Origin of the sequence: Paenibacillus sp. HGH0039, from assembly GCF_000411255.1 — a bacterium.
Lineage (GTDB): Bacteria > Bacillota > Bacilli > Paenibacillales > NBRC-103111 > Paenibacillus_F.
On the sequence record NZ_KE150412.1, the window covers coordinates 776,645 to 797,924 of the forward strand.

The 21,280-nt window shown below is 51.5% G+C and carries 21 protein-coding genes; all 21 read right to left on the bottom strand.

All coding sequences use genetic code 11. From position 1 onward, the window contains the following. Positions 1 to 133: 133 nt before the first annotated feature. Positions 134 to 1,561, bottom strand: a complete 1,428-nt coding sequence (locus tag HMPREF1207_RS03170) for an ArnT family glycosyltransferase (protein WP_009674969.1) — start codon at positions 1,559 to 1,561, stop codon at positions 134 to 136. Positions 1,562 to 1,571: 10 nt separating this feature from the next. Then, the gene (locus tag HMPREF1207_RS03175) at positions 1,572 to 1,934 is read right to left on the bottom strand and encodes an SMR family transporter (protein WP_009674964.1); all 363 of its coding nucleotides are present in this window, start codon (positions 1,932 to 1,934) and stop codon (positions 1,572 to 1,574) included. Further along, positions 1,931 to 2,713: a glycosyltransferase family 2 protein gene (locus tag HMPREF1207_RS03180; RefSeq protein ID WP_009674958.1), complete on the bottom strand. Its 783-nt coding sequence runs from the start codon at positions 2,711 to 2,713 to the stop codon at positions 1,931 to 1,933. Before HMPREF1207_RS03180 ends, HMPREF1207_RS03175 begins: the two co-directional genes overlap by 4 nt. A 289-nt stretch (positions 2,714 to 3,002) precedes the next feature. After that, complete coding sequence (locus HMPREF1207_RS03185) at positions 3,003 to 3,356, bottom strand: four-helix bundle copper-binding protein (RefSeq protein WP_009674940.1); 354 nt, start codon at positions 3,354 to 3,356, stop codon at positions 3,003 to 3,005. Positions 3,357 to 3,444: 88 nt separating this feature from the next. Beyond that, positions 3,445 to 4,215: a DUF2087 domain-containing protein gene (locus HMPREF1207_RS03190; protein WP_016423445.1), complete on the bottom strand. Its 771-nt coding sequence runs from the start codon at positions 4,213 to 4,215 to the stop codon at positions 3,445 to 3,447. 141 nt (positions 4,216 to 4,356) lie between these two features. After that, positions 4,357 to 4,773: a RicAFT regulatory complex protein RicA family protein gene (locus HMPREF1207_RS03195; protein ID WP_009674934.1), complete on the bottom strand. Its 417-nt coding sequence runs from the start codon at positions 4,771 to 4,773 to the stop codon at positions 4,357 to 4,359. A 32-nt stretch (positions 4,774 to 4,805) separates the two neighbouring features. Continuing rightward, positions 4,806 to 6,290, bottom strand: coding sequence for a tRNA (N6-isopentenyl adenosine(37)-C2)-methylthiotransferase MiaB (gene miaB, locus HMPREF1207_RS03200; protein ID WP_009674948.1), 1,485 nt, complete (start codon positions 6,288 to 6,290; stop codon positions 4,806 to 4,808). A 154-nt stretch (positions 6,291 to 6,444) separates the two neighbouring features. Continuing rightward, a complete protein-coding gene (pduL, locus tag HMPREF1207_RS03205; protein ID WP_009674971.1) occupies positions 6,445 to 7,014 on the bottom strand; it encodes a phosphate propanoyltransferase in 570 nt (189 codons plus the stop codon). Between the two features lie 121 nt (positions 7,015 to 7,135). After that, positions 7,136 to 8,002 (bottom strand): 2-oxoacid:ferredoxin oxidoreductase subunit beta, encoded by an 867-nt coding sequence (locus HMPREF1207_RS03210; protein WP_009674956.1) that lies wholly within the window; start codon positions 8,000 to 8,002, stop codon positions 7,136 to 7,138. Beyond that, on the bottom strand, positions 7,990 to 9,741 hold the full coding sequence (locus HMPREF1207_RS03215; RefSeq protein WP_009674955.1) for a 2-oxoacid:acceptor oxidoreductase subunit alpha: 1,752 nt from the start codon (positions 9,739 to 9,741) through the stop codon (positions 7,990 to 7,992). Before HMPREF1207_RS03215 ends, HMPREF1207_RS03210 begins: the two co-directional genes overlap by 13 nt. 223 nt (positions 9,742 to 9,964) lie before the next feature. Continuing rightward, the gene (locus HMPREF1207_RS03220; protein ID WP_009674973.1) at positions 9,965 to 10,903 is read right to left on the bottom strand and encodes a dipeptidase; all 939 of its coding nucleotides are present in this window, start codon (positions 10,901 to 10,903) and stop codon (positions 9,965 to 9,967) included. Positions 10,904 to 11,023: 120 nt separating this feature from the next. After that, a complete protein-coding gene (locus HMPREF1207_RS03225; RefSeq protein ID WP_005550495.1) occupies positions 11,024 to 11,284 on the bottom strand; it encodes a stage V sporulation protein S in 261 nt (86 codons plus the stop codon). Positions 11,285 to 11,437: 153 nt separating this feature from the next. Beyond that, positions 11,438 to 12,232 (bottom strand): TIGR00282 family metallophosphoesterase, encoded by a 795-nt coding sequence (locus tag HMPREF1207_RS03230; RefSeq protein ID WP_036739441.1) that lies wholly within the window; start codon positions 12,230 to 12,232, stop codon positions 11,438 to 11,440. A gap of 84 nt (positions 12,233 to 12,316) precedes the next feature. Next, positions 12,317 to 13,861 carry a ribonuclease Y gene (gene rny, locus HMPREF1207_RS03235; RefSeq protein ID WP_009674960.1) on the bottom strand — a complete coding sequence of 515 codons (1,545 nt, stop codon included), beginning with the start codon at positions 13,859 to 13,861 and terminating at the stop codon, positions 12,317 to 12,319. 312 nt (positions 13,862 to 14,173) lie between these two features. Then, complete coding sequence (locus tag HMPREF1207_RS03240; RefSeq protein ID WP_009674954.1) at positions 14,174 to 14,833, bottom strand: RecX family transcriptional regulator; 660 nt, start codon at positions 14,831 to 14,833, stop codon at positions 14,174 to 14,176. Between the two features lie 108 nt (positions 14,834 to 14,941). After that, a complete protein-coding gene (gene recA / locus HMPREF1207_RS03245) occupies positions 14,942 to 16,003 on the bottom strand; it encodes a recombinase RecA (RefSeq protein WP_016423447.1) in 1,062 nt (353 codons plus the stop codon). A gap of 287 nt (positions 16,004 to 16,290) precedes the next feature. Further along, complete coding sequence (locus HMPREF1207_RS03250; protein ID WP_009674935.1) at positions 16,291 to 17,544, bottom strand: competence/damage-inducible protein A; 1,254 nt, start codon at positions 17,542 to 17,544, stop codon at positions 16,291 to 16,293. Between the two features lie 243 nt (positions 17,545 to 17,787). Beyond that, on the bottom strand, positions 17,788 to 18,375 hold the full coding sequence (gene pgsA, locus HMPREF1207_RS03255) for a CDP-diacylglycerol--glycerol-3-phosphate 3-phosphatidyltransferase (RefSeq protein WP_009674945.1): 588 nt from the start codon (positions 18,373 to 18,375) through the stop codon (positions 17,788 to 17,790). Continuing rightward, the gene (gene rimO / locus HMPREF1207_RS03260) at positions 18,375 to 19,703 is read right to left on the bottom strand and encodes a 30S ribosomal protein S12 methylthiotransferase RimO (RefSeq protein WP_009674951.1); all 1,329 of its coding nucleotides are present in this window, start codon (positions 19,701 to 19,703) and stop codon (positions 18,375 to 18,377) included. The genes pgsA and rimO overlap by 1 nt, the downstream gene beginning before the upstream one ends. Positions 19,704 to 19,831: 128 nt before the next feature. Further along, a complete protein-coding gene (locus HMPREF1207_RS03265) occupies positions 19,832 to 20,323 on the bottom strand; it encodes a YajQ family cyclic di-GMP-binding protein (protein WP_009674974.1) in 492 nt (163 codons plus the stop codon). 45 nt (positions 20,324 to 20,368) lie between these two features. Beyond that, complete coding sequence (locus HMPREF1207_RS03270) at positions 20,369 to 21,253, bottom strand: helix-turn-helix domain-containing protein (protein ID WP_009674965.1); 885 nt, start codon at positions 21,251 to 21,253, stop codon at positions 20,369 to 20,371. Between the last annotated feature and the right edge of the window lie 27 nt (positions 21,254 to 21,280).

Consider the following 21,280-nt stretch of genomic DNA (forward strand, 5'->3'; position numbering starts at 1 on the left):
TAAGCGGCTGCGTTAAGCGGCTGCGTTAAGCGGCTGCGTTAAGCGGCTGCGTTAAGCGGCTGCGTTAAGCGGCTGCGTTAAGCGGCAAACCAAAAGAAAGCAGGACCCTGCATGCAGGGTCCTGCTTTCTTTTTCAGTTCAGCCGGTATATGTCATAGCCGCCCTCTACGGGAATTTTCTCGAACTTCTCGTTAAGATAGCGGCGCAGTTCCCCGGCCTTATCTCCGTCAATCTGCCCTTTGAGCGGAACAAAATAAGCCGCTCCGCCCGCCCGGAAATATTCCAGCTCTTTGACCGGATCGTCCGGGATGGAATTAAGCACCCTCCAGCCTACCCGGTGACTGGCGTTCAGGAGTGAGGGGTCGTCGGTGCCGACGACAATGAGATCGCCCGGCTTTGTCAGCCGTTCGACCGCCCGGGCCTGCTCCAGAATGACGGTTTTCTCCTTCCCGTAATCGGGATTCATCATAAGGACGCAGGCCCATCCGATTCCCGCAACGACGACTGCGGCGGGAATCCAGCCGAACCGGAGCTCCGTCAGCCGGCCGATCGTTTTCGCGGCGAGCAAAGCCGCCACCGGAGCAAAGAAGATCAAATAATAATCGAATTTGATCACCGCCACGATTGTGGCCAGCTCCAGAAGCATCGCCCACCCCCACACGCGGACGGGGATATCCTTCTGCCGGAAGCCGGCAATCAGACCGGCGGCCGCCAGGGCCAGAAGCGGCCAGGTAAAGGCCTTCGGCAGCTCCCGCAGGAAAAAGTCCCAGGTTTCGGGGGTAAACAGCGCCGTCGCCATTTTCGGGAAAATGTGCTTCGTCGCTATCCCCGATACGAATTGGAATTCCGCTACGGACGAGGCCCAAGCGTAATACAGCGCGGGAAGGCCGAGAGCCAGGGCCGCGAACAGCCACAAGCGCCAGTTCAGGACCATTTTCCCCTTAAACTTCGCCGCCGCCATGAAAAGCATGGGAATGCCGACGAAGACCGTCGGGACCTTGAGCGAAATCGCCAGCGCCGTAAACAGCGCCGCGGTAAGCACAAAAGCGGTGCCGCCCTTGCGGATCCACACCGTGAACGCATAGAACGCGCCGAGGTAAAAAAACAGCGATGCCGCTTCCGGCATAATGGCCCGGGAATACGTCACCGCAACCGGTAAGATCCCGTACAGCAAAACCGCGATCCAGGCTGTCCGTTTCGTATAAAACGTGCGGGCGATCAGGTAGAGAAACCACGCCGAGCCCATAAAAAATGCCAGAGGCACGAGCCTGGCCAGCCAGTACTGGTACCCGAACAGTTTGTACAAAATCGCAATCAGAAACGGGGTAATCTGAAATTCCAGCTCCACATAATTGGGAAGCGGCCCCTGATAATTGAACTGCGGATAGAAAAGATTAAATTTAGTTTCCACAAAATGGCGTGCGATCGATTCCGTATCCGACTGTCTCCATGAATCGATTTCATACGGTGAATTGGTTATGTATGGAATTCTCAGCGCAGCAATCGCAATAAACAAGAGGGCGGTTATGAGCCACGCAGGAATGCGCGTCTTGTGTTCCATGCGCTTCTCCTTATTTATTAATGATAATGATTCCGATTATAATCACGGCCATACCGACCAGCTTTTGCATCGTAAACGTCTCCTGGAACCAAAGAAACGACATGACGAACACGATCACGTAGCTCAAGCTCATCATCGGATACGCATAGCTCAGTTCTACCTTGGTGAGCACCTTGACCCACAGCAGAAAGCTCGTTCCGAATAAAATAAGTCCGATCAGGATTTCGGGAGTTTTGACCATCCGGAATACATCCGGAATCAAAGTAGCCGGAGCCAGCGAGAGTTCGCCCAGACGGTTCGCCCCCGCTTTGAGAAGAACTTGCCCGACCGCTCCCATACCGACCGATAATAAAATGACCCAAAGTGCGCTCATACGGTACCCTTCACTTTCTTTTGCGTCCCCTGCACAGGGGGTTTAACTTTCATCAACAGGCGGAAATAGCCCGCAATCGTCCGCTTTACGTTCATTTTGCTGCGGCCGACTTTTAAATGGTATTCCAGCACGAGCGGATACTCCCCCGCTTTAATTCCGATTTTACTGAACCGGGCCATCATTTCGGCCATACAATCGAAACCGCTGGTCGTGATCAGTCTTTCTTTGTAAAGGTTCATAGCCTGGTTGAGATATCCGATCCGGTATGCGCGAAAACCGCTCGAATAATCGTGCACCCCCTCGATCGGAAAAAACAACTTGAAAAACACCATCGCCCCGCGGCTGTAGAGCCTCCGGAGAAACGACAAGCCCAGCTCTTGGCCCCCTCTGGCAAAACGGGACGCCACAACCAGATCCAGCTTGTTCTCCTTCAGTTTCGCGACGAGCGCCGGAATCAGGTTCGGATTATGCGTATTGTCCGCGTCCAGCGTCACAAGCACATCGCTCGGCTGGTACTCGCTTGTTACAAATCGGACCAGGGTGTTCATGGCCTCCCCGAGTCCGCGGTTGCGCTCATGGTCGATAACTTGAAGCCATCCATAGGTTCGGCATGCTTCCTTCAAGACTCCGGCCGTTCCGTCCGAGCTTCCGTCGTTGACCACGACCACGCGAAAAGCCTCCCCAAACTGCACCGACAATTGTTCCAGCTTCGGAAGCAGTTTAGGCAAGGCATCCTGTTCGTTGTAGGCCGGGAGGCCCACAATAATAGTTTCCTTCATAAACGATAACTCCTCAGGCAACAAAAATTAGGTCTTCTCTATGATTACAGGCACATCAGCAACATTTACCCAAATAAGCACGGCTTGAAACAGGCTTTCAGTCATAGACGTAATGCGGGAAGGAAGGTTGCACTTTCGGGCATTCTTTCCCTCATTATAACCTTAACCGCCCCATTCCGGTCACCCAATTATTAGAATACCTTAATAGTTTTTACATCTTGTTTTGCTTCTTTACTCTCTTGCGGAAACTAAAAAAAGAACCCATGCGGGGTTCCCTTTTTAAACTGTCTTAAGCAGCCATTCTGCGGCAAGCTTCCGCGCAGGAGCGGCATACTTTGGCGCACTCTTGGCAGTGCTCATGTTCATGTTCCGCACATTCTTTGGCACAAATTTCGCAAACCGTCGCGCATAGATTGCAAATTTCCACAATGAACGGGCTTTGACGGGTCATGGCCGATGCGGCATAAGTACAAATGTCCGCGCATTCACGGGTCAGCCTGATGCATGCGGCCATATGGGAAGCGTGGTCTTCCTTCAGACAAGCATCGAAACAATAATTGCACGTTTTGATACAATTTATACATTCTTCGATACAGCGTTGAATTTCTTCGTTAACGCCTTCATGGGTCATATCATAGGGCATGGTTATATCCTCCTTTGTCTCTAGCTGCTGCTATACGGATATTAACCTTATTTAGTGAATTTGACCCAAGCCATGCTTCCTGTTTGTCTTAACGGGTTACCCAATACGCGCTTCCGTCGTCGTGGCGCTTCATAAAACCGTATTCGATAAGATACCTGCGTATGGTCACGTAATCGTGCCACGCTTCTTTCAGAACCTCGTTCACTTCTTTTTCCGTGTACTTCCGGTCCGCTTCAAATCTTGTTGCCAGCTGCCGCAAGATAGCGATCTTCCGCTTCTCTTTTTTCGGAAATTTGTTGAGCGGCCCGTCTATCCCTTCCGAAAAATACAGCTTCAAAAACTGTTCGTTCTCCTGCTCCGTAATCGCGAATCTTTCATCAAGCACCGTAGCGCTTTTCGGAACGGCAATAAAGGAGGGCGCTTTACCGGCATCCGGCCGCTGATCCAAGAGCCCCATAAGCGCCAAATACACTTTAGCCTGCTTCTCCCGCTCCCTCATCGTAAACCGGTGATTACGGATGGTTGAGGTGCTTCCTCCGCCAAGTTCTCCCACAATCTCTTTGTCGGACAAGCCGTCGTGAAAAAAACCGAGCAGCTGCTTCTGCAGATCCGTCAGCCCCGTCAGTTTCTTATTCAAGTTGAGCAGGTAATGAAACATGGACCCATGCTCGGCGGCGATATGCCGGGACGCAAACTTTTCGGCTTCGTAAAACGTCTCGTCTTCGCGGTAAATGATCCCTTTAGTGAACGATTTCCCGCAAACCAGACACACATAAGCATCTTCCTGATCCGAGAAAATGTATCCCCGTTTGATTTCATCCGTCGACGCATTCCAAAAAAGCTCTGAGACATCTTTCAAATCAAACACCTTCAATCTTCGTCTGTATTTATATAAACAATTTATAAGATTGTTTGTTTTTTGTCAACTAACCATTAAAGGAATGTACGGCAAAAAAGCCGCTCCCGCAACCGGAAACGGCCTTTCTGTATTAGGGACATTTTATTCGCTGCAGCTGGAAGGCGGTTGTGCCGAACCGGACTCCACCGTGATTTTGTCCGCGATAGTATCCCGGATCACGCCCATAACGAGTTGAAGCAGGTAGTTAATATCCGCCTGGGATTGCTGAAATTCACTGACGATCGGAATATTGTCCAGCTCATCCTGCAGGTCCTCGATTTCCTTCTCGATCTTTTTGACCATAATCTCGTTGTCGAATTTCTCAAAAGCGACAATTTCTTTTTGCTTTTTCTTCATGGCTTGAATCAGAGACTGAATGTGCTCGTTCTGGTTGATCTGTTTTTCGGCCTGTTGAAAAAACTGCACCTCGGAAGAGGTGGTAAGAAGCTCCGCCAGTTCTTTCGTTTTCGCCAAAATATCTTCTCTTACGATCATTTCGGTATTCGTGTAATGCTCCATCCTGCACACTCCGCTTCTTCATTATGGCGTTCTTAGCTTAACATTTGCAGAGGCTCCGCGACAAGCTCGCCTTTTACCAGCCAGGTTTGCGGTTCCGTCACGCGTACATGGGCGAAAGATCCGATGAGATTCTTGGATCCTCTAAAAAGAACGAGCTTATTCGTCCGGGTCCGTCCGGAAAGGACCTCCGAATTCTTCTTGCTCTCTCCCTCAACAAGAACTTCGACCACTTCACCGCGAAGCTTCTCGTTACTCTCCTTACTGAAAGCTCCGAGCACCTCATTGAGCCGGTACAGACGTTCTTTCTTCACGTCCTCGGGAACGTTGTCCTCCATTGCGGCAGCCGGCGTTCCTTCACGAGGGGAATAAATGAAAGAATAGGCAAAATCGAACCGGACTTCCTTGACGAGAGACAACGTCTCTTCAAACTGCTCATCCGTTTCTCCCGGGAAACCGACGATAATATCCGTGCTGAGCACCACGTCGGGTATAGCCGTCTTGATTTTGCGCACAAGATCCAGATACAGCTCACGGCTGTATTTGCGGCTCATTCTTTTCAGCACTTCCGTGCTTCCCGATTGGACCGGCAGATGGATATGCTCCATCAAATTGCCTTTGTGCGCGAGCACCTCGACCAGATGATCGTCAAAGTCACGCGGGTGCGAAGTCGTGAACCGGATTCTCGGCACATCAATTTTACGCATATCTGCCATCAGATCACCGAAGGAATACGAGATATCCTCGAAATCTTTGCCGTAAGCATTGACGTTCTGTCCGAGCAGCGTAATTTCCTTAAAACCTTGACGGGCCAGATCTCGCACCTCCGCCAATACGTCCTCCGGACGGCGGCTCCGCTCCTTGCCGCGGGTGTACGGCACGATACAGTACGTGCAGAACTTGTCGCAGCCGTACATAATGTTGACCCAGGCGCGCATGCCTTCCCGCTTCTTGGGCAGGTTCTCGATAATGTCGCCTTCTTTGGACCACACTTCCACGACCATTTCCTTGCTTAAATAAGCATCCTGCAGAAGGGCCGGAAGCCGATGAATGTTGTGGGTGCCGAATATGAGATCGACATGCCCGTGTTTTTGTAAGATCCGCTTAACGACGCCTTCCTCTTGCGACATGCAGCCGCAGACTCCGAGCACCAGATTCGGCTTCTCCAGTTTGAGGTGCTTCAGATGCCCCAGTTCGCCGAACACTTTATCCTCCGCGTTCTCCCGGATCGCGCAGGTGTTCAGAAGGATCACATCCGCTTCCTGCTTCTCTTCCGTTGAGGTATAGCCCAGCTCCTCGAGCATGCCTTTCATCGTTTCGGTATCATGTTCGTTCATTTGACAGCCGTACGTGCGGATCATGTACCGCTTGCCTTGGCCAAACTCCTTCATCTCTTCCGGAATGTTGAAATCATACAGCACTTCAATGTTTTCCTTGCCGCGTTTTTTCGCATCCTTATAAGAAGGAGGTTGAAAATAGATCGAAAAATCCTTATCGGATTTAGCGGTTTTCACCGTCATTTCGCCATTCCTCCCGAATATTCCATGCTAGACTCATAAATCTGATTATACCATGCCTGGTCTCCGGACAAAAGAAGAAAGAGCCGGGCCGAGGAAATCAGCTCCTCGTACCCGGCTCCCTGCGTGCATGGGACAACTTGTCCCGGCCCGCTTCCTAATCTACAATAATTCCGACATCGCCGGTTTTAAGCCCTGCGGCGTTGCCTTCATCCGTATCGATATGCATATCCAAGGCGAACTGGTCCGACACACGGGCAATAACATCCTCGAAAATGACGGGACGATCCGTCCCCACGCGGACACGCAGGCGCTGTTTGTCCTCGATGCCCCATTTCTTCGCATCCTCCGTATGAAAATGGATGTGGCGGGCCGCAACGATCACGCCCTCTTCCAGCTCCACTTCGCCCTTGGGACCGACAATCTTGATTCCCGGCGTCCCTTCAATATTTCCGGATTCGCGTACCGGCGGATTAACGCCGAGTGCAAAAGCATCCGTGCGCGATATTTCCAGCTGGGAAATATTCCGAGCCGGCCCAAGGATGCGGACCTTGTCAAACCGGCCTTTGGGACCGACGACCGCTACGGTTTCGCCCGCGGCGAATTGTCCCGGCTGGGACAGGTCCTTCAGAACAGTCAGCTCATAGCCCTCGCCGAACAGGCGGGTAATGTGCTCCGGCTTCAAATGAATGTGACGGGCGGAAATCCCGATAGGTATTTGTTTCATTGTGTCTTCATCCCTTCCTGTGTCCATTCTCTGTCTCTATAGCAGGTTCTCCCCCTCAGTTTAACCTCTACGCGGAGAAAAAAAAAGCGCGCAGAGTACTCTGCGCGCCTTTCTGTATGGCTTATTTGAATTCTGCAACCAATTTGTCAAAATCAGCTTGGTTCAGCTTCATATCCTGCTTGGCAAGACCTTCTGCTTTGAAGCCTGTAACGAGGTTCTCGTAGCTCGGCTTCGTTTTGTTCTGATAAATAATACCGGTCAGCATACCGTCGGTTTCCATCAGCTTCGTCATAGCCTGGATCCGGTTGCTCGGATCGTAATCCGGGATCGTCTCCAGATCCACGATATTCTCCTTGAACCAGTCGTACGTGTTCACTTTGTTGAACGTGACGCACGGGCTGAATACGTTAATCAGCGAGAAGCCCTGGTGCTTGATGCCTTCTTCGATGATGTGTGTCAGCTGCTTCAAGTTGCTGGAGAAAGACTGCGCCACGAAAGTCGCGCCGGCAGCAAGCGCCATCTCAAGAGGCGCCAGAGGCGTTTCGATGGAGCCGCTCGGCGTACTCTTCGTTTTGAAGCCTTCGCCGCTTCTCGGAGACGTCTGGCCTTTAGTCAGGCCGTAAATCTGGTTGTCCATGACGATATAAGTCATGTCGATGTTGCGGCGGATCGCATGGACCGTATGAGCCATACCGATCGCGAATCCGTCGCCGTCGCCCCCGGAAGCCAGGACGGTCAGCTCGCGGTTCGCCATTTTAAGCCCTTGGGCAATAGGTAGGGAACGGCCGTGAATTCCGTGGAAGCCGTAGCAGTTCACATAGCCGGAGATACGGCCGGAACAGCCGATACCGGATACGATCGCAAGCTGCTCCGGTTCCAGTCCCACGTTCGCGGCAGCGCGCTGAATGGAGGCCTGAACGGAGAAATCTCCGCAGCCCGGGCACCAGTTAGGCTTTACATTGTTGCGGAAATCTTTTAACGTTGCCATGCTACAGTCAGCTCCTTGCATTCTTGATAAATTTCGGACGGCAAGAACGGGGTTCCGTCGTATTTCAGCATGTTTTTGATTTTATCCGCACTGCCTGCATTCAGCTTGATCAGATTCGCCAGCTGTGCAGTCGCGTTATTTTCGACGACAATTACATTTCTTGCTTTCTCCAGATGAGGCTTCAGCTCTTCGGCAGGGAAAGGATGCAGCAGACGCACGTGAACGTGGTTCGTTGCAAGACCGTCCTTCTCCAGTCTTCCTCTTGCCTCCTCAATCGTTCCGCCCGTCGAGCTCATGCCGATGATCAGAACATCCGGCTCTTCATGAGGCGCAGTGACGAGAATCGGATTGGTTACTTCCACATGCTTGAGCTTCTCCAGGCGCTTATCCATCATTTTCTTCCGGTTTACCGGACTCTCGGACGGGCGGCCTTCTTGGTCATGCTCAACGCCTGTCACATGATGCAGGCCGTACTTCACGCCCGGCAGCACGCGCGGCGATACGCCGTTCTCCGTAAGCTCGTAACGCTTGAACAGTTGTTTGCTGTCCTCGACTTCCTCCGGCTGTGCAACGAGGTTGCCGCGTTCAATAACGATTTTATTATAATCCAGCACTTCCGAAGACTGCTTGCCTAGCGAAAGCTGGAGATCTGTCAGCAGAATGACCGGAAGCTGCAATTTTTCCGCGATGTTAAACGCTTCGATCGTATCGTAGAAGCATTCTTCGATCGTGCTCGGTGCGAGCACGACTTTGGGGATCTCGCCGTGCGTGCCGTAAATCATGGCGTTTACGTCACTTTGTTCCTGTTTGGTCGGAAGTCCCGTACTCGGGCCGCCGCGCTGTGTATCCACGATCACGACCGGCGTTTCCGTCATGCCGGCCAGACCGATCGCTTCCATCATCAGGGACAGGCCGGGACCCGCCGAGGCCGTCATGGCGCGTACGCCGCCGTAGCTGGCACCGATTGCCATCGTACAAGCCGATATCTCGTCCTCTGTCTGGATAACGGCTCCGCCGAATTTAGGAAGCACCTTCGTCAAGTATTCCATAATTTCCGAAGCCGGTGTGATCGGATAAGCCGGCATGAAGCGGCAGCCGGCAGCTACAGCACCGAGACCGATGGCGTCGTTGCCGATCATGAACAGCTTCTGCTCGCCGTCCGCAGGCTCCAGCTGCAGTTCCGCGATCGGGCCGCCTGCCAGCTCCAGCACGGATTCCGCGCCTTTGCGCACCGCTTCGACATTCTTCTCGACTACGGCTGCGCCCTTGCGTCCGAATTCCTCTTCGACCGCTTTGTTGAATACATCTAAAGGCAGCCCCAGCAGCGCCCAGGAAGCGCCGGAAGCCGCCATATTTTTAAACAGGGAAGTTCCAAGCTCTTCCGCAATCGCCGTAATCGGCACCGGGAACAGACGCGCGTTAACGCCTTCCGGCAGGGTGGGATTAAACTTCGCGTCCGCGACGATCACGCCGTGGACTCCCAACTCATGAGAGTTCAAATCAATCGTCTCCTGGTCGAAAGCAACCAGAATATCCAAATCATCGGAAATCGAGCGAATCGGTTTCGTACTGATACGGATTTTGTTGTTCGTATGTCCTCCCTTGATGCGCGAAGAGAAGTGACGGTAGCCGTACAAGTAGTATCCGAGACGGTTAAGCGCCGTCGAGAAAATACGGTCCGTACTTTCTACACCCTCCCCTTGTTGTCCCCCGATCTTCCACGATAACTGACTAATCACCTTGCGTCCACTCCTTTTGATGGTGAGCTGCTCCGCCTCTTGCAAACCATTTTGCAAAACGAGCCCTGCTTAGAACGATGCTTGTATGATAGATTGTAGGATATAAAAAAATTTTTTCAAGCTATCCAAATTCTATTCCTAGACCCCGCAAATTGCAAGGGTTTTCCGTAAAAGGGACAGATAGCTTTTTTAGATCATACCTATATCAAAAAGAGATCGCTCTCTAGGACACCGGCAGACTGCGTTCCAAAAAGGCGTACCCGTTCTGCCAGAGGAATTTCTGGGCTTGGACGGGCGTGTAGTGCTTGTACAGTTCATTCGCCAGGTTCGCGTACATGCCGGCGTTCTCCAGTCCCCGGATATATTTGTCTATCCCGTCGAAATCAGATCCGAAGCCGATAAAGTCTTCACCGCCCAGCGAACAGATGTGATCGATATGCCGGAAAAGATCGGTAATAAAAACCGAACCCGTCTTCTTCACAAACCAGGGAACGAAGGTGATGCCGATCATTCCTTTCCGTTCAATAAGGCAGCGGATTTGTCCATCGGTCAAATTTCGCGGATGGTCGCATGCCGATTTGGCATTGGAATGGGAAGCGAACAGATGCAGGCCGGGTACGTCGGCCGCTTCCCAAAAAGCTTTTTCCGACAGATGAGAGGCATCGAGCAGCAGCCCGAGCTGATTACTTTCTTTTATCAGCTGCTGCCCCCGCAGGGTAAACCCCCCGTTTCGGGTCTCCATGGCCCCGTCTACCGCCCAATTGGCGAAATTCCAGGCGGGTCCTATGCTTCTGAGCCCCAGCCGGTAAAGAATACGCAGTTGAGCCAGGCTGCCCCTAAGCCCTTCCGCTCCTTCCAAAGTCAGCAGCACACCCCTTTTTCCCGTCGTCAGCACGTGTTGAAGATCCGAGCGGCTCTGGATCAGGACGATATCCGGATTGCAAAGCACTCTTCTGTACAAAATGTCCACATACTCCAGAATGTGTCCCACATCCGGATTCTTGATTTCTTCCGGCAGGTAGACCGCCATAAACTGGATTTTGACTCCCCCCTGCTTCATAAGCGGGTAGCTTACGTCCAAAACAGGCTCGGCCGCGTTAAAATCAAGCAGCGGATTCCGGTACATCTTCATCAGAGCATCACAGTGAGCATCGATAATCATGGTTACCTCCAGGCTCTTTAATGGACCTTGCCTTTCTTTTGCACGATGCGAAAAAAACCTGTCTACAGAGTATGTAAACAGGTCCGTTCATGTATGTACAACCCGAGGAGCGCTCGTGTATCATCTCGGTTCTACGATGAGTTTGATCGCCGTGCGGTCTTCCCCGTCAATGACGATGTCTGTAAAGGCGGGTACACAAATTAAATCGACTCCACTGGGCGCCACAAATCCTCTTGCGATCGCTACCGCTTTGATTGCCTGATTCAGAGCACCCGCGCCAATGGCTTGAAGCTCTGCCGCCCCGCGCTCCCGTAACACGCCTGCAAGCGCCCCTGCTACGGAGTTTGGATTGGATTTTGCTGAAACTTTTAATACTTCCATGGAAAAGTACCTCCTTGGGTTGATGGATAAAGGATTAAGGATAAAGGTTTCCTCTTTCCATCCTATTCGGACAGGTGATCAAACATTCCTGAACCGGCATCACCGGAAGGTACAAGTTAAATTCTGTGGCAAAAAGCCGATTGCTGCATGCTCTTATTCGAAAAGAAGATCTTCCTCGTTGATCCGAATGAGTTCGATCTTGCCCGCTTTGCCTGTCGTATCGTCAAGATCGATGACGGTCGCATGGAAATGCCACTGCCCTTCGTCTACGATGAATCTTACCGGCAGCTGCGTCGTAAACTTACGCAGAACGGCTGTGCGCTCCATTCCGAGTACGCCGTCCCGGGGACCTACCATGCCTACGTCCGTCACGTAAGCCGTTCCCTGCGGCAGCACGCGGTTATCGTTCGTCTGGACATGCGTATGCGTGCCTACTACCGCCGAAACGCGACCGTCGAGATGCCAGCCCATGGCAATTTTCTCCGACGTTGTCTCCGCATGAAAATCGACGAAGATATGTTTGTACTTTCCTTTCGCCGCCTCGAGAATCTCGTCTACCTTGCGGAACGGGCAGTCGATCGGAGGCAGAAAAGTCCGCCCCTGCAGATTGATAAGCAGGATTTCCTGGTTGCGCACCTTCAAAACGGTATGTCCCCGCCCCGGCGCTCCTTCGGGAAAATTCGCGGGACGCACCATCTGAACTTCATCGTCGATGAAATCAAAGATCTCTTTCTGGTCCCAGGTATGGTTTCCAAGCGTGATTCCATGAATCCCGAGCTGGTAGAGCTCTTTCGTAATTTGAGAAGTAATCCCTCGGCCTCCGGCCGCATTTTCACCGTTCGCGATAAATACCGCGTTCGCATATTTTAATTTCAGTTTAGGCACCATTGTTTTTACTGCATTCCGGCCGACTGATCCGACAATATCTCCGATAAATACGATCTTAATAACCCATCACTCCTGCCTCTTTCTCTTTTCGGCTAAAAAAAGGAAAAGTGGCTTACGCAGCCACTTTTCACAAGTATACTTCTTTTATTTGGCGTATTCAACCGCGCGGGTTTCACGAATGACCGTAACTTTGATATGACCGGGATAGTCAAGCTCGTTCTCGATCTTCTTCGTAATATCACGGGCAAGTCTGAATGCTTCCGCATCGTCGATTTTCTCCGGTTGAACCATGACGCGAACCTCGCGTCCGGCTTGGATGGCGTACGATTTCTCCACACCTTCGAACGATTCGGAGATGCCTTCAAGCTTCTCGAGACGCTTGATATAGGTTTCCAGCGTTTCCCGGCGCGCACCCGGTCTGGCCGCAGACAATGCGTCCGCCGCTCCGACGAGCATGGCGATAACCGAGGTCGCTTCCACGTCTCCGTGGTGGGAAGCGATACTGTTCACAACGACAGGATGTTCCTTGTACTTTTTGGCGATTTCAACACCGATTTCAACGTGTGACCCTTCCACTTCGTGGTCAAGCGCTTTACCGATGTCATGCAGAAGCCCGGCACGTTTCGCCAATGTCACGTCTTCGCCGAGTTCTCCAGCCATCAAACCGGAAAGATAAGCAACTTCCATCGAGTGTTTGAGAACGTTCTGTCCGTAACTTGTACGGAATTTGAGACGTCCCAGAATTTTGATCAGATCCGGATGCAGACCGTGTACGCCCACTTCGAACGTAGCTTGTTCCCCATATTCGCGAATCCGCTCGTCCACTTCCTTGCGGGACTTCTCCACCATCTCTTCGATACGAGCCGGATGGATACGTCCGTCGGCCACGAGCTTCTCAAGCGAGGTCCGCGCGATTTCTCTGCGGATCGGATCGAAGCCGGACAAAATAACGGCTTCCGGAGTATCGTCGATAATAAGATCGATCCCCGTCAAGGTTTCAAGCGCTCGGATATTACGGCCTTCACGACCGATAATCCGGCCTTTCATTTCTTCATTCGGAAGACTTACGACAGATACCGTCGTTTCGGCAACATGGTCGGCAGCGCAGCGCTGAATGGCGAGCGTGATGATTTCACGCGCTTTCTTGTCGCCTTCTTCTTTGGCCTGCTGCTCTATTTCTTTAATAAGTTGTGCGGTTTCATGACGAACTTCCTGTTCAACGCCGGATAGGATGATGGTCTTCGCTTCTTCCATGGTCATGCCGGAAATACGTTCGAGTTCCGAAACCTGTTTACGGTAGAGCTCATCAATCTGATTCTGCGTTTCTTCAATTCTCTTCTCTTTGTTGGCGACTTGCTCTTCTTTGCGTTCAAGAGATTCTAATTTTTTATCCAGCGACTCCTCTTTTTGCAACAATCGTCTTTCATGTCGTTGAGATTCATTTCGACGTTCACGAATGTCTTTTTCAGCTTCGGCCCGGAGCTTATGAACTTCATCTTTGGCTTCCAATACCGTTTCTTTTTTCAGTGCCTCCGCTTCTTTGCGGGCATTTTCTACAATTTGTGCAGCGGCAGTTTCAGCACTGGAAATTTTCGCTTCTGCAAGAGACTTGCGGATAAAATAACCAATCCCTAAGCAAATAACGCCAACAACGAGAATGATCAGGACCCAGATAATTGGATTCATCATGTTCACCTCCTCGTTGGTTCCTCCAAGGTGTTAGCTTGGGATGATTCGGTTTTTTTAATCCGATATTCGTTTGTTCAAGCCGTATGGACCACATTCCGTGCTAGAAAATGGTTCGGTTTGTTTGTCCGTACAACGGGGGTTGTTCGGAACAGCATGGAGCAGAAGCAATCTTGGCGGAAATCGCTTCCGTTACCTCATAGAAAATCTGATGATTTTTTATGAAAATATACAATTGTATTTTATCTGTTCACAAAGAACATTGTCAAGCTATTGGCTTCGTCAACCGCGACTGAGTGCGCTTTCACGGAGAAGCTATTCCTCATTTTCGAGCTCTTCTTCGGAAAGCCGGCGCATCACATCGTTAACGAGCGAAGACGGATACCCCCTCCGAAGCAGAAAAGCCATCGTTTTTCTTTTGCGGTCCATCCTCTCGCCTGACACCGTTTTCCATTTCTTGCGGCCCACAATAAGGGCCCCTTCCATTTCTTCCTCCGTGTCGACCGCAGACAGCGCTTTGGAGATCTCGTCCCGGGAAAGCCCTTTCTGGGCGAGCTCGTAGCGGACCGCATTTCGGCCTTTACGCTGGTATTGAATACGCTGTTCCGTCCAAAGCTTTGCGAAATCGGCATCATCCAGGTACTTTTGTTCCAATAGACGGCCCACCGTCCAATCAATCAGGTCGGCTTCGTAGCCTAGGTCCTTAAGCTTCATTTTTACTTCCTGGACAGATCTCGGCCTGACCGCCACGAAACGGATCGCTTTCATGTAGGCTTCATGCTTCTCGTCCTCCTCCAGCGCTTGCCGCAAGCGCTGCACATCTATCTGTTCCCCTTTGAGCAGACGGTTCTTGATCAAGATATCTTCATGCACGGAGCAGGCATATTCATCGTTGACGTAAACATTGTATCGTTTCTTATTGCGCTTTTGCCGTTCTATTCCTGTAATGACGGAAGCTTCTGTTTCGTCTTTCATAAGCTCTTTCCCCTTTCGACACCTACGGGTCCATAAACAAAGAAAAGCTCCCCAGGGAGCTAAAACAAGGCCGCATCCTGCGCTGTACGTAAGAGGCGGCCCTTGTTCTTATTCTTCGTCTTCCGTAAAGAGTGCCAGTTCTTCGTCCGGATCGTCTACATCCACACCTGCCGGAGGAACTACATTCGTGAGATTGCTCGCTTCCCGGATTTTTTGTTCAATAACATCGGCAATTTCCTTGTTTTCCTTGAGGAATTGCTTCGAGTTCTCGCGTCCTTGGCCGAGACGGTCGCCGTTATAGGAGTACCAGGCGCCGCTCTTATTCACGATATCCAGTTCCGTTCCGATATCGATGATACTGCCTTCACGGGAAATGCCTTCCCCGTACATAATGTCAATATCGGCCTGTTTGAACGGAGGCGCAACTTTGTTCTTCACGACCTTGACACGGGTACGGTTACCGACCATATCGTTGCCCTGCTTAATCGTTTCAACACGGCGAACATCCAAACGCACGGTCGAATAGAATTTCAACGCGCGGCCGCCCGGAGTTGTTTCAGGGTTACCGAACATAACGCCGACTTTCTCACGCAATTGGTTAATAAAGATGGCAATAACCTTCGATTTGTTGATGGCGCCGGAAAGCTTACGCAGCGCTTGCGACATCAGACGGGCCTGAAGACCGACGTGGGAATCCCCCATCTCGCCTTCGATTTCCGCCTTAGGAACCAAAGCCGCAACGGAGTCGATAACGATAATATCCACCGCTCCACTGCGTACAAGGGCTTCCGCGATTTCAAGCGCCTGCTCGCCTGTGTCCGGCTGGGAAAGAAGCAATTCGTCAATGTTAATGCCGAGCTTGCTTGCATAAAGCGGGTCAAGAGCATGCTCCGCATCGATAAATGCGGCTTGTCCGCCAGACTTTTGCACTTCCGCGATTGCGTGAAGAGCGACCGTTGTTTTACCGGAAGATTCGGGTCCATAGATTTCGATAATTCTACCGCGAGGAAAACCTCCGGTTCCAAGTGCTATATCCAAAGCAAGGGAACCACTAGGGATGGTCTCCACCTGCATGTGTGTCGATTCTCCGAGTTTCATGATCGAACCCTTGCCAAACTGCTTCTCAATTTGGCGCAATGCCATTTCTAATGCGGCACGACGATCTGACAATACACTCACTTCCTTCAACTGTTATAGGTATATCATACCTTCTTTTTCACCCGTTGCCAAGTATTTTTTCGAACATACATTCGTTTTTTTTGTGACAGCCCTCTATCGCCGCCCGGTGAGGAACTCGGACAGAAAACTTCTCTTATTTAAAGGGAACGGCGCTCCTCTCGGTCATTGCGCGGCAAAAAATAAAAACCGCAGCAAAGACAAATTCTTCGCTACGGTTCTTCCGTTAACATACTTTCATTATAACTTAAAATTTGCGGTTTTTCAACAAAAAACGCCGATCAGCCGTCCGCTTTTACAAGTTTCCAAAGCTGGTGCAGAGCCGTTTTGGCCGCGCGCAACTTGATCGTCTCCCGCAGTCCGGGAAGCTGGAGCTTTTGAACATGAATATCTCCGTCCTTGCAGCCGACTCCGACATAGACAAGCCCGATCGGTTTGCCTTCGGAGGTAGTCGGTCCGGCAACTCCCGTTACGGATACGGCATAATCCGCATGTGTGCGCTCCAGCAGGCCCCGCACCATCGCTTCCGCCGTTTCGGCGCTCACCGCTCCGGGAGCGTCCTCCCCTTCCAGCAGCTCCGTAGGAACGCCGAGCATACTGTGCTTCATTTCGTTGGAATAAGAGACGACTCCGCCCAGAAACACCGAGGAACGCCCCGGGATGGATGTGATCAAATCACTCAGGAGCCCGCCGGAACAGCTCTCAGCCGTCGTCAGGGTCTGATTTCTGGATTGAAGTATCGCGAGCACCGCTTCCTCGATCGGAATATCCTCTTCCGCATATAAGTGTTCCCCTACGCGGCTGCGGATTTCCTTCTCTACCTGTTCCATCTTGCGGAGAGCTTCTTCTTCCGTGTGCGCCTTCGTCGCCAGACGTATCGTTACCTCGCCCTCCTTGGCATATGGGGCGATAGTCGGATCGGTTTGCTTCTCGATGAGGTCAAACAGCTTATGCTCGAGGGAGGACTCGCCTATCCCGGCAAACTTGAGCATCTTCGAGTACAAAGGCATCTCATCGGTTATAAGGCCGCTCAGCCAGTCCTTGGCGTAGCGCTCAAACATCGGCTTCATTTCCTTCGGCGGGCCGGGAAGAAGCAGATACCGGGTCCCCTCGTGATCCAGGCCCAGCCCCACGGCCAATCCCGTATCGTTCGGAAGCGGCTCCGCTCCTTCGATCATGTTCGCTTGTCTGGAATTGCTCTCGACCATATGAAGCCCCTGCGAATCGAACAGCTCGCGGATCTTGGCCATGGAAATTTCGTCGATATAGAGCCGGCGCCCGGTCATATCGGCCAATACATCCTTCGTCAGATCGTCCAGAGTCGGACCGAGTCCTCCCGTCGTGATAACCAGATCGGCCCGTTTCCCGGCCTGTTCCAACGCTTCCCGGATGCGGGCGGGGTTGTCGCCTACGACGGTCTGGAAGTACAAGTCGATGCCGAGCATCGCGCATTCCTGCGCCAAGTACTGAGCGTTCGTATTTAAAATCTGCCCCAGCAGAAGCTCAGTTCCGACCGCAATCAATTCTGCTTTCATGCTGTAGATCCTCCTTCGCTTATGTAAACTTGCATGATGTGAGCTGCATTTGCCGGTCGGGTTGTTTTTTACTTCCGAAAAATGAACGCCGGACAAATCCGTCCTTTTGTCCGATTCAGTACGCTTGTCCGGCGAAAAGCCCAGCTCATTATATAGTTGGCGTGAACATACCGGTTACATTCACTGCCGCATTTATCATAAACCTCACCCAGCTTGTTCCCGGAGACGAAGAAAACACAGTATCTACTGTGTTTTCTCGGAAAAATCAATCACATGCTTATTTTTAATGAAGTAATCGAGCCCGGAGTACACCGTGATGATCGCGGCAATCCAGCTTGCGATCAAATCGAACGGAACGTTGATAAACGCAAACGGGAAGTTGTTGATGAGCAGCGCAATAATCGCCGTGATTTGTGCCGCTGTTTTAGCTTTACCCCATTTGCTCGCCTGAATAACAGCCCCCTCCAGCAGAGCGATCTGCCTGAGTCCGGTCACGGCCCATTCCCGGCTGATGATCACGATCACGATCCATGCGCCCAGTTTATCCATTTCAACGAGGGACACCAGAACGGCGGTTACAAGCAATTTATCGGCCAGCGGATCTAGCAGCTTTCCGAGGTTCGTAACCAGTTTGTTTTTGCGGGCAATGTATCCGTCCAGACTGTCGGTGCTCGCCGCAATAATGAAAATTAGCGCCGCGATAATCTGGTTGTACGTGATGGAAAACGTTTGAATTTTAATATGCGGAAACTGGATGTTCACAAGAAGGAAAAACATAATAATCGGCACCAGGAAAATCCTGGCAAGTGTAATCTTATTCGCTAAATTCATTATGCGATTACCTCCCCGGAGAGGTCGAATTCAAAGGAGTGGGTAACCCGCACTTTTACAACGCCGCCTATTCCGATATTATTACCGGTTACGAAAACTTCCCCGTCGATTTCCGGCGCATCGTATTGGGAACGGCCGATATACACGTCGCTGCGGCCGTCGTAGCGCTCGATAAGCACATCTACCGCTTCGCCCAGTCTACGGCCTCCGCGGCGGTTGGATATTTCGCGCTGAAGCTCCATCAGAGCGGCCGCGCGGTATTCTTTTACCTCGTCCGGCACCTGTCCGGGAAGGCGTGACGCCGGTGTGTCTTCTTCCATCGAATAAGTGAAAACGCCGAGCCGGTCGAACTGGACATCTTTTACGAACTGCACAAGATGTTCGAAATCTTCTTCCGTTTCACCCGGAAATCCGACGATAAGCGAAGTCCGCAAAGCCGCATCCGGCATTCTTTTGCGTATTTTGAGAATAAGTTCCCGGGCGTCCTTATCTCTTCCGGGACGTCTCATCCGCTTGAGAATAGCGTCGGAGCTGTGCTGGAGCGGCATATCTATGTATTTGCAAACCTTCGGATTGGCCGCCATCGTTTCGATCAGCTCATCCGTAAAAAATCCGGGATAGGCGTAATGCAGCCTGACCCATTCGATGCCTTCCACTTCGCTCACCCGATTGAGCAGCTCGGGAAGCATGAACTTATCGTACAGATCCGTTCCGTAATTGGTGGAATCCTGGGCGATGAGGCTGACCTCTTTAACCCCTTGCGACGCCAATTGCCGCGCTTCCGAAATAACGGACTCCATCGAACGGCTGCGGAATTTCCCCCTCATAATCGGAATGGAGCAGAACGTACAGGCGTTATCGCAGCCTTCCGCGATTTTGACGTATGCGGTATACCGGGGGGTAGAAACCTTGCGCGGAAGCGCTTGCTCATAGTTAAACACCGGATTCCCGACATAGACCGGCTTTTTGCCTTTCAGGGCTTCGTCAATAATGGCGTTGATGTTGTGAAAATCGCCTGTTCCCACGATCCCGTCAATCTCAGGCATTTCTTTCATCAGTTCTTCTTTGTACCTCTGTGTCAAACACCCCGAAACGATTAGCGCTTTCAAATTCCCGGTTCTTTTAAGATCGGCCATATCCAGAATGGTAGTAACCGATTCTTCTTTGGCGGCATCGATAAATCCGCACGTATTTACAATAATCACGGTAGCTTCTTCGTTGTTCTCGACCACGCTGTACCCTCGCTGATCGACCAGTCCGGACATGATCTCGGAATCCACCAAATTTTTCTCACATCCAAGCGTTACTACCCTTACCTTTTCCGTCATGCTGAAACCTCCAAACGTCGTAGCAAAGCCATCGTTACAAGTATAATACAACGTTAATCCGAGTGTCAAAATAGGGAAACCCTCCGATATCCGAGGGAAAAACCGGGATTCCGGAGGGCTGCCTTTATTTATCTGAAATTGTCAAACTGCAGATCGATAGGAAGATCGGCGCCTTTCAGCATTTGAATCACTTTCTGCAAATCGTCTCTGCTTTTGCCGGTTATCCGGATGGAATCTCCCTGAATCTGGCTCTTTACCTTCAGCTTCGAATCACGGATCATGATGTTAATCTTCTTGGCGATATCCGCTTCGATTCCTTGTTTCAGCTTAACGCGCTGGCGGACCGTTCCCAAAGAAGCCGACTCGATTTTGCCGTATTCGAGATTTTTAAGGGCAATGCCCCGTTTAGCCATCTTGGCGTGAAGAATGTCAATCACGTTCTGAAGCTTGAAATCATCGTCCGAAAGAAGAACGAGTTCTTCTTTCTCCAATGTGATCTCGCTCTTGCTGCCTTTGAAATCAAAACGGGTTTCGATTTCTCTCTTGGCCTGCGTAATGGCGTTGTTTAATTCCTGCATATCCAGCTTGGATACGATATCGAAAGAGCTTTCCGAACTCATTTTGGCTTCGTCCTCTCCTGCGTATTTACACCGATAAGTTCACGGTCAAGGCTGCGGCTGCAGCGTGATTTTAATGTTTTTAGGGTTGGAGGCATCTCCGACATTGAGCTCTTGCCCGTTTACGGTGATTTTAGCGGCGTTGGCCGCGCCTACACGAATCTGTGCGGTAGTCGTCAGGGAGAACGTCTCCGTTTCGCCCTGTTTCAGAGTTCCCTGCTTCTCCATTTTCTTGCTGTTGTTCGGGAAACTGTCGACTCTGTACCAGCACTGTGTCCCTGCCGCTGTCACGGTAATGTCGAGTTTACCGCCTACTGCCGTGTAATTGTCCAGACTGCTGCTGCTGTTCACAAGCGTCAATGCGCCTGCAGGCGTCGGAGTCGGCGTAGGGGTCGCGCTAGGCGTCGGTGTAGGAGACGGCGTAGTTGTGGCTGTCGTGCCCCCTCCGTTGCCCGGGGCAGGACTCGGAGCGGCCGTCGCGTTGGGATCCGCCGTATCCGTCAGCCTGTTGGGCTCATTGATCGCGCCCGAGCTGCCTCCCTTGTTGTTAACCACGACGAAATAATACACAATGGCCGCTATCAACAGCACGAACGAAACGACCATAATGGTGGATGCCCACTTGCTGAGTCTGTCCGTGCTTCTCGCTGAACTCCGGCGCGGTGTGCGGATCGTTTCGACCGTCGGCTCCGGCGGAGCTGCCGGAACCGTGCCCTGATACATGTTCAGAACTTCGTTCGGATCGAGACCGACCGCTTCCGCATAGCTTTTGATAAAAGCCCTCACATAAAAACTGCCGGGCAAAACTTTATAATTTTCCTCTTCAATTGCTTCGAGGTATCTAGTTCTGATTTTCGTTACTTCCTGTAAATCGTCCAGAGACATTCTCTTTTCCAATCGGGCCTGCTTCAATCGCTGACCGAGTTCCGACATGTTCTCACCTCCGTAAATTCAGTGGGT

Bases quoted from the DNA above. Each gene is read 5' to 3' on its own strand.
- HMPREF1207_RS03170 (WP_009674969.1), bottom strand. From the start codon at position 1,561: ATGGAACACAAGACGCGCATTCCTGCGTGGCTCATAACCGCCCTCTTG.
- HMPREF1207_RS03175 (WP_009674964.1), bottom strand. From the start codon at position 1,934: ATGAGCGCACTTTGGGTCATTTTATTATCGGTCGGTATGGGAGCGGTC.
- HMPREF1207_RS03180 (WP_009674958.1), bottom strand. From the start codon at position 2,713: ATGAAGGAAACTATTATTGTGGGCCTCCCGGCCTACAACGAACAGGAT.
- HMPREF1207_RS03185 (WP_009674940.1), bottom strand. From the start codon at position 3,356: ATGCCCTATGATATGACCCATGAAGGCGTTAACGAAGAAATTCAACGC.
- HMPREF1207_RS03195 (WP_009674934.1), bottom strand. From the start codon at position 4,773: ATGGAGCATTACACGAATACCGAAATGATCGTAAGAGAAGATATTTTG.
- miaB (WP_009674948.1), bottom strand. From the start codon at position 6,290: ATGACGGTGAAAACCGCTAAATCCGATAAGGATTTTTCGATCTATTTT.
- pduL (WP_009674971.1), bottom strand. From the start codon at position 7,014: ATGAAACAAATACCTATCGGGATTTCCGCCCGTCACATTCATTTGAAG.
- HMPREF1207_RS03210 (WP_009674956.1), bottom strand. From the start codon at position 8,002: ATGGCAACGTTAAAAGATTTCCGCAACAATGTAAAGCCTAACTGGTGC.
- HMPREF1207_RS03220 (WP_009674973.1), bottom strand. From the start codon at position 10,903: ATGATTATCGATGCTCACTGTGATGCTCTGATGAAGATGTACCGGAAT.
- HMPREF1207_RS03225 (WP_005550495.1), bottom strand. From the start codon at position 11,284: ATGGAAGTATTAAAAGTTTCAGCAAAATCCAATCCAAACTCCGTAGCA.
- rny (WP_009674960.1), bottom strand. From the start codon at position 13,861: ATGATGAATCCAATTATCTGGGTCCTGATCATTCTCGTTGTTGGCGTT.
- HMPREF1207_RS03240 (WP_009674954.1), bottom strand. From the start codon at position 14,833: ATGAAAGACGAAACAGAAGCTTCCGTCATTACAGGAATAGAACGGCAA.
- HMPREF1207_RS03250 (WP_009674935.1), bottom strand. From the start codon at position 17,544: ATGAAAGCAGAATTGATTGCGGTCGGAACTGAGCTTCTGCTGGGGCAG.
- pgsA (WP_009674945.1), bottom strand. From the start codon at position 18,375: ATGAATTTAGCGAATAAGATTACACTTGCCAGGATTTTCCTGGTGCCG.
- rimO (WP_009674951.1), bottom strand. From the start codon at position 19,703: ATGACGGAAAAGGTAAGGGTAGTAACGCTTGGATGTGAGAAAAATTTG.
- HMPREF1207_RS03265 (WP_009674974.1), bottom strand. From the start codon at position 20,323: ATGAGTTCGGAAAGCTCTTTCGATATCGTATCCAAGCTGGATATGCAG.
- HMPREF1207_RS03270 (WP_009674965.1), bottom strand. From the start codon at position 21,253: ATGTCGGAACTCGGTCAGCGATTGAAGCAGGCCCGATTGGAAAAGAGA.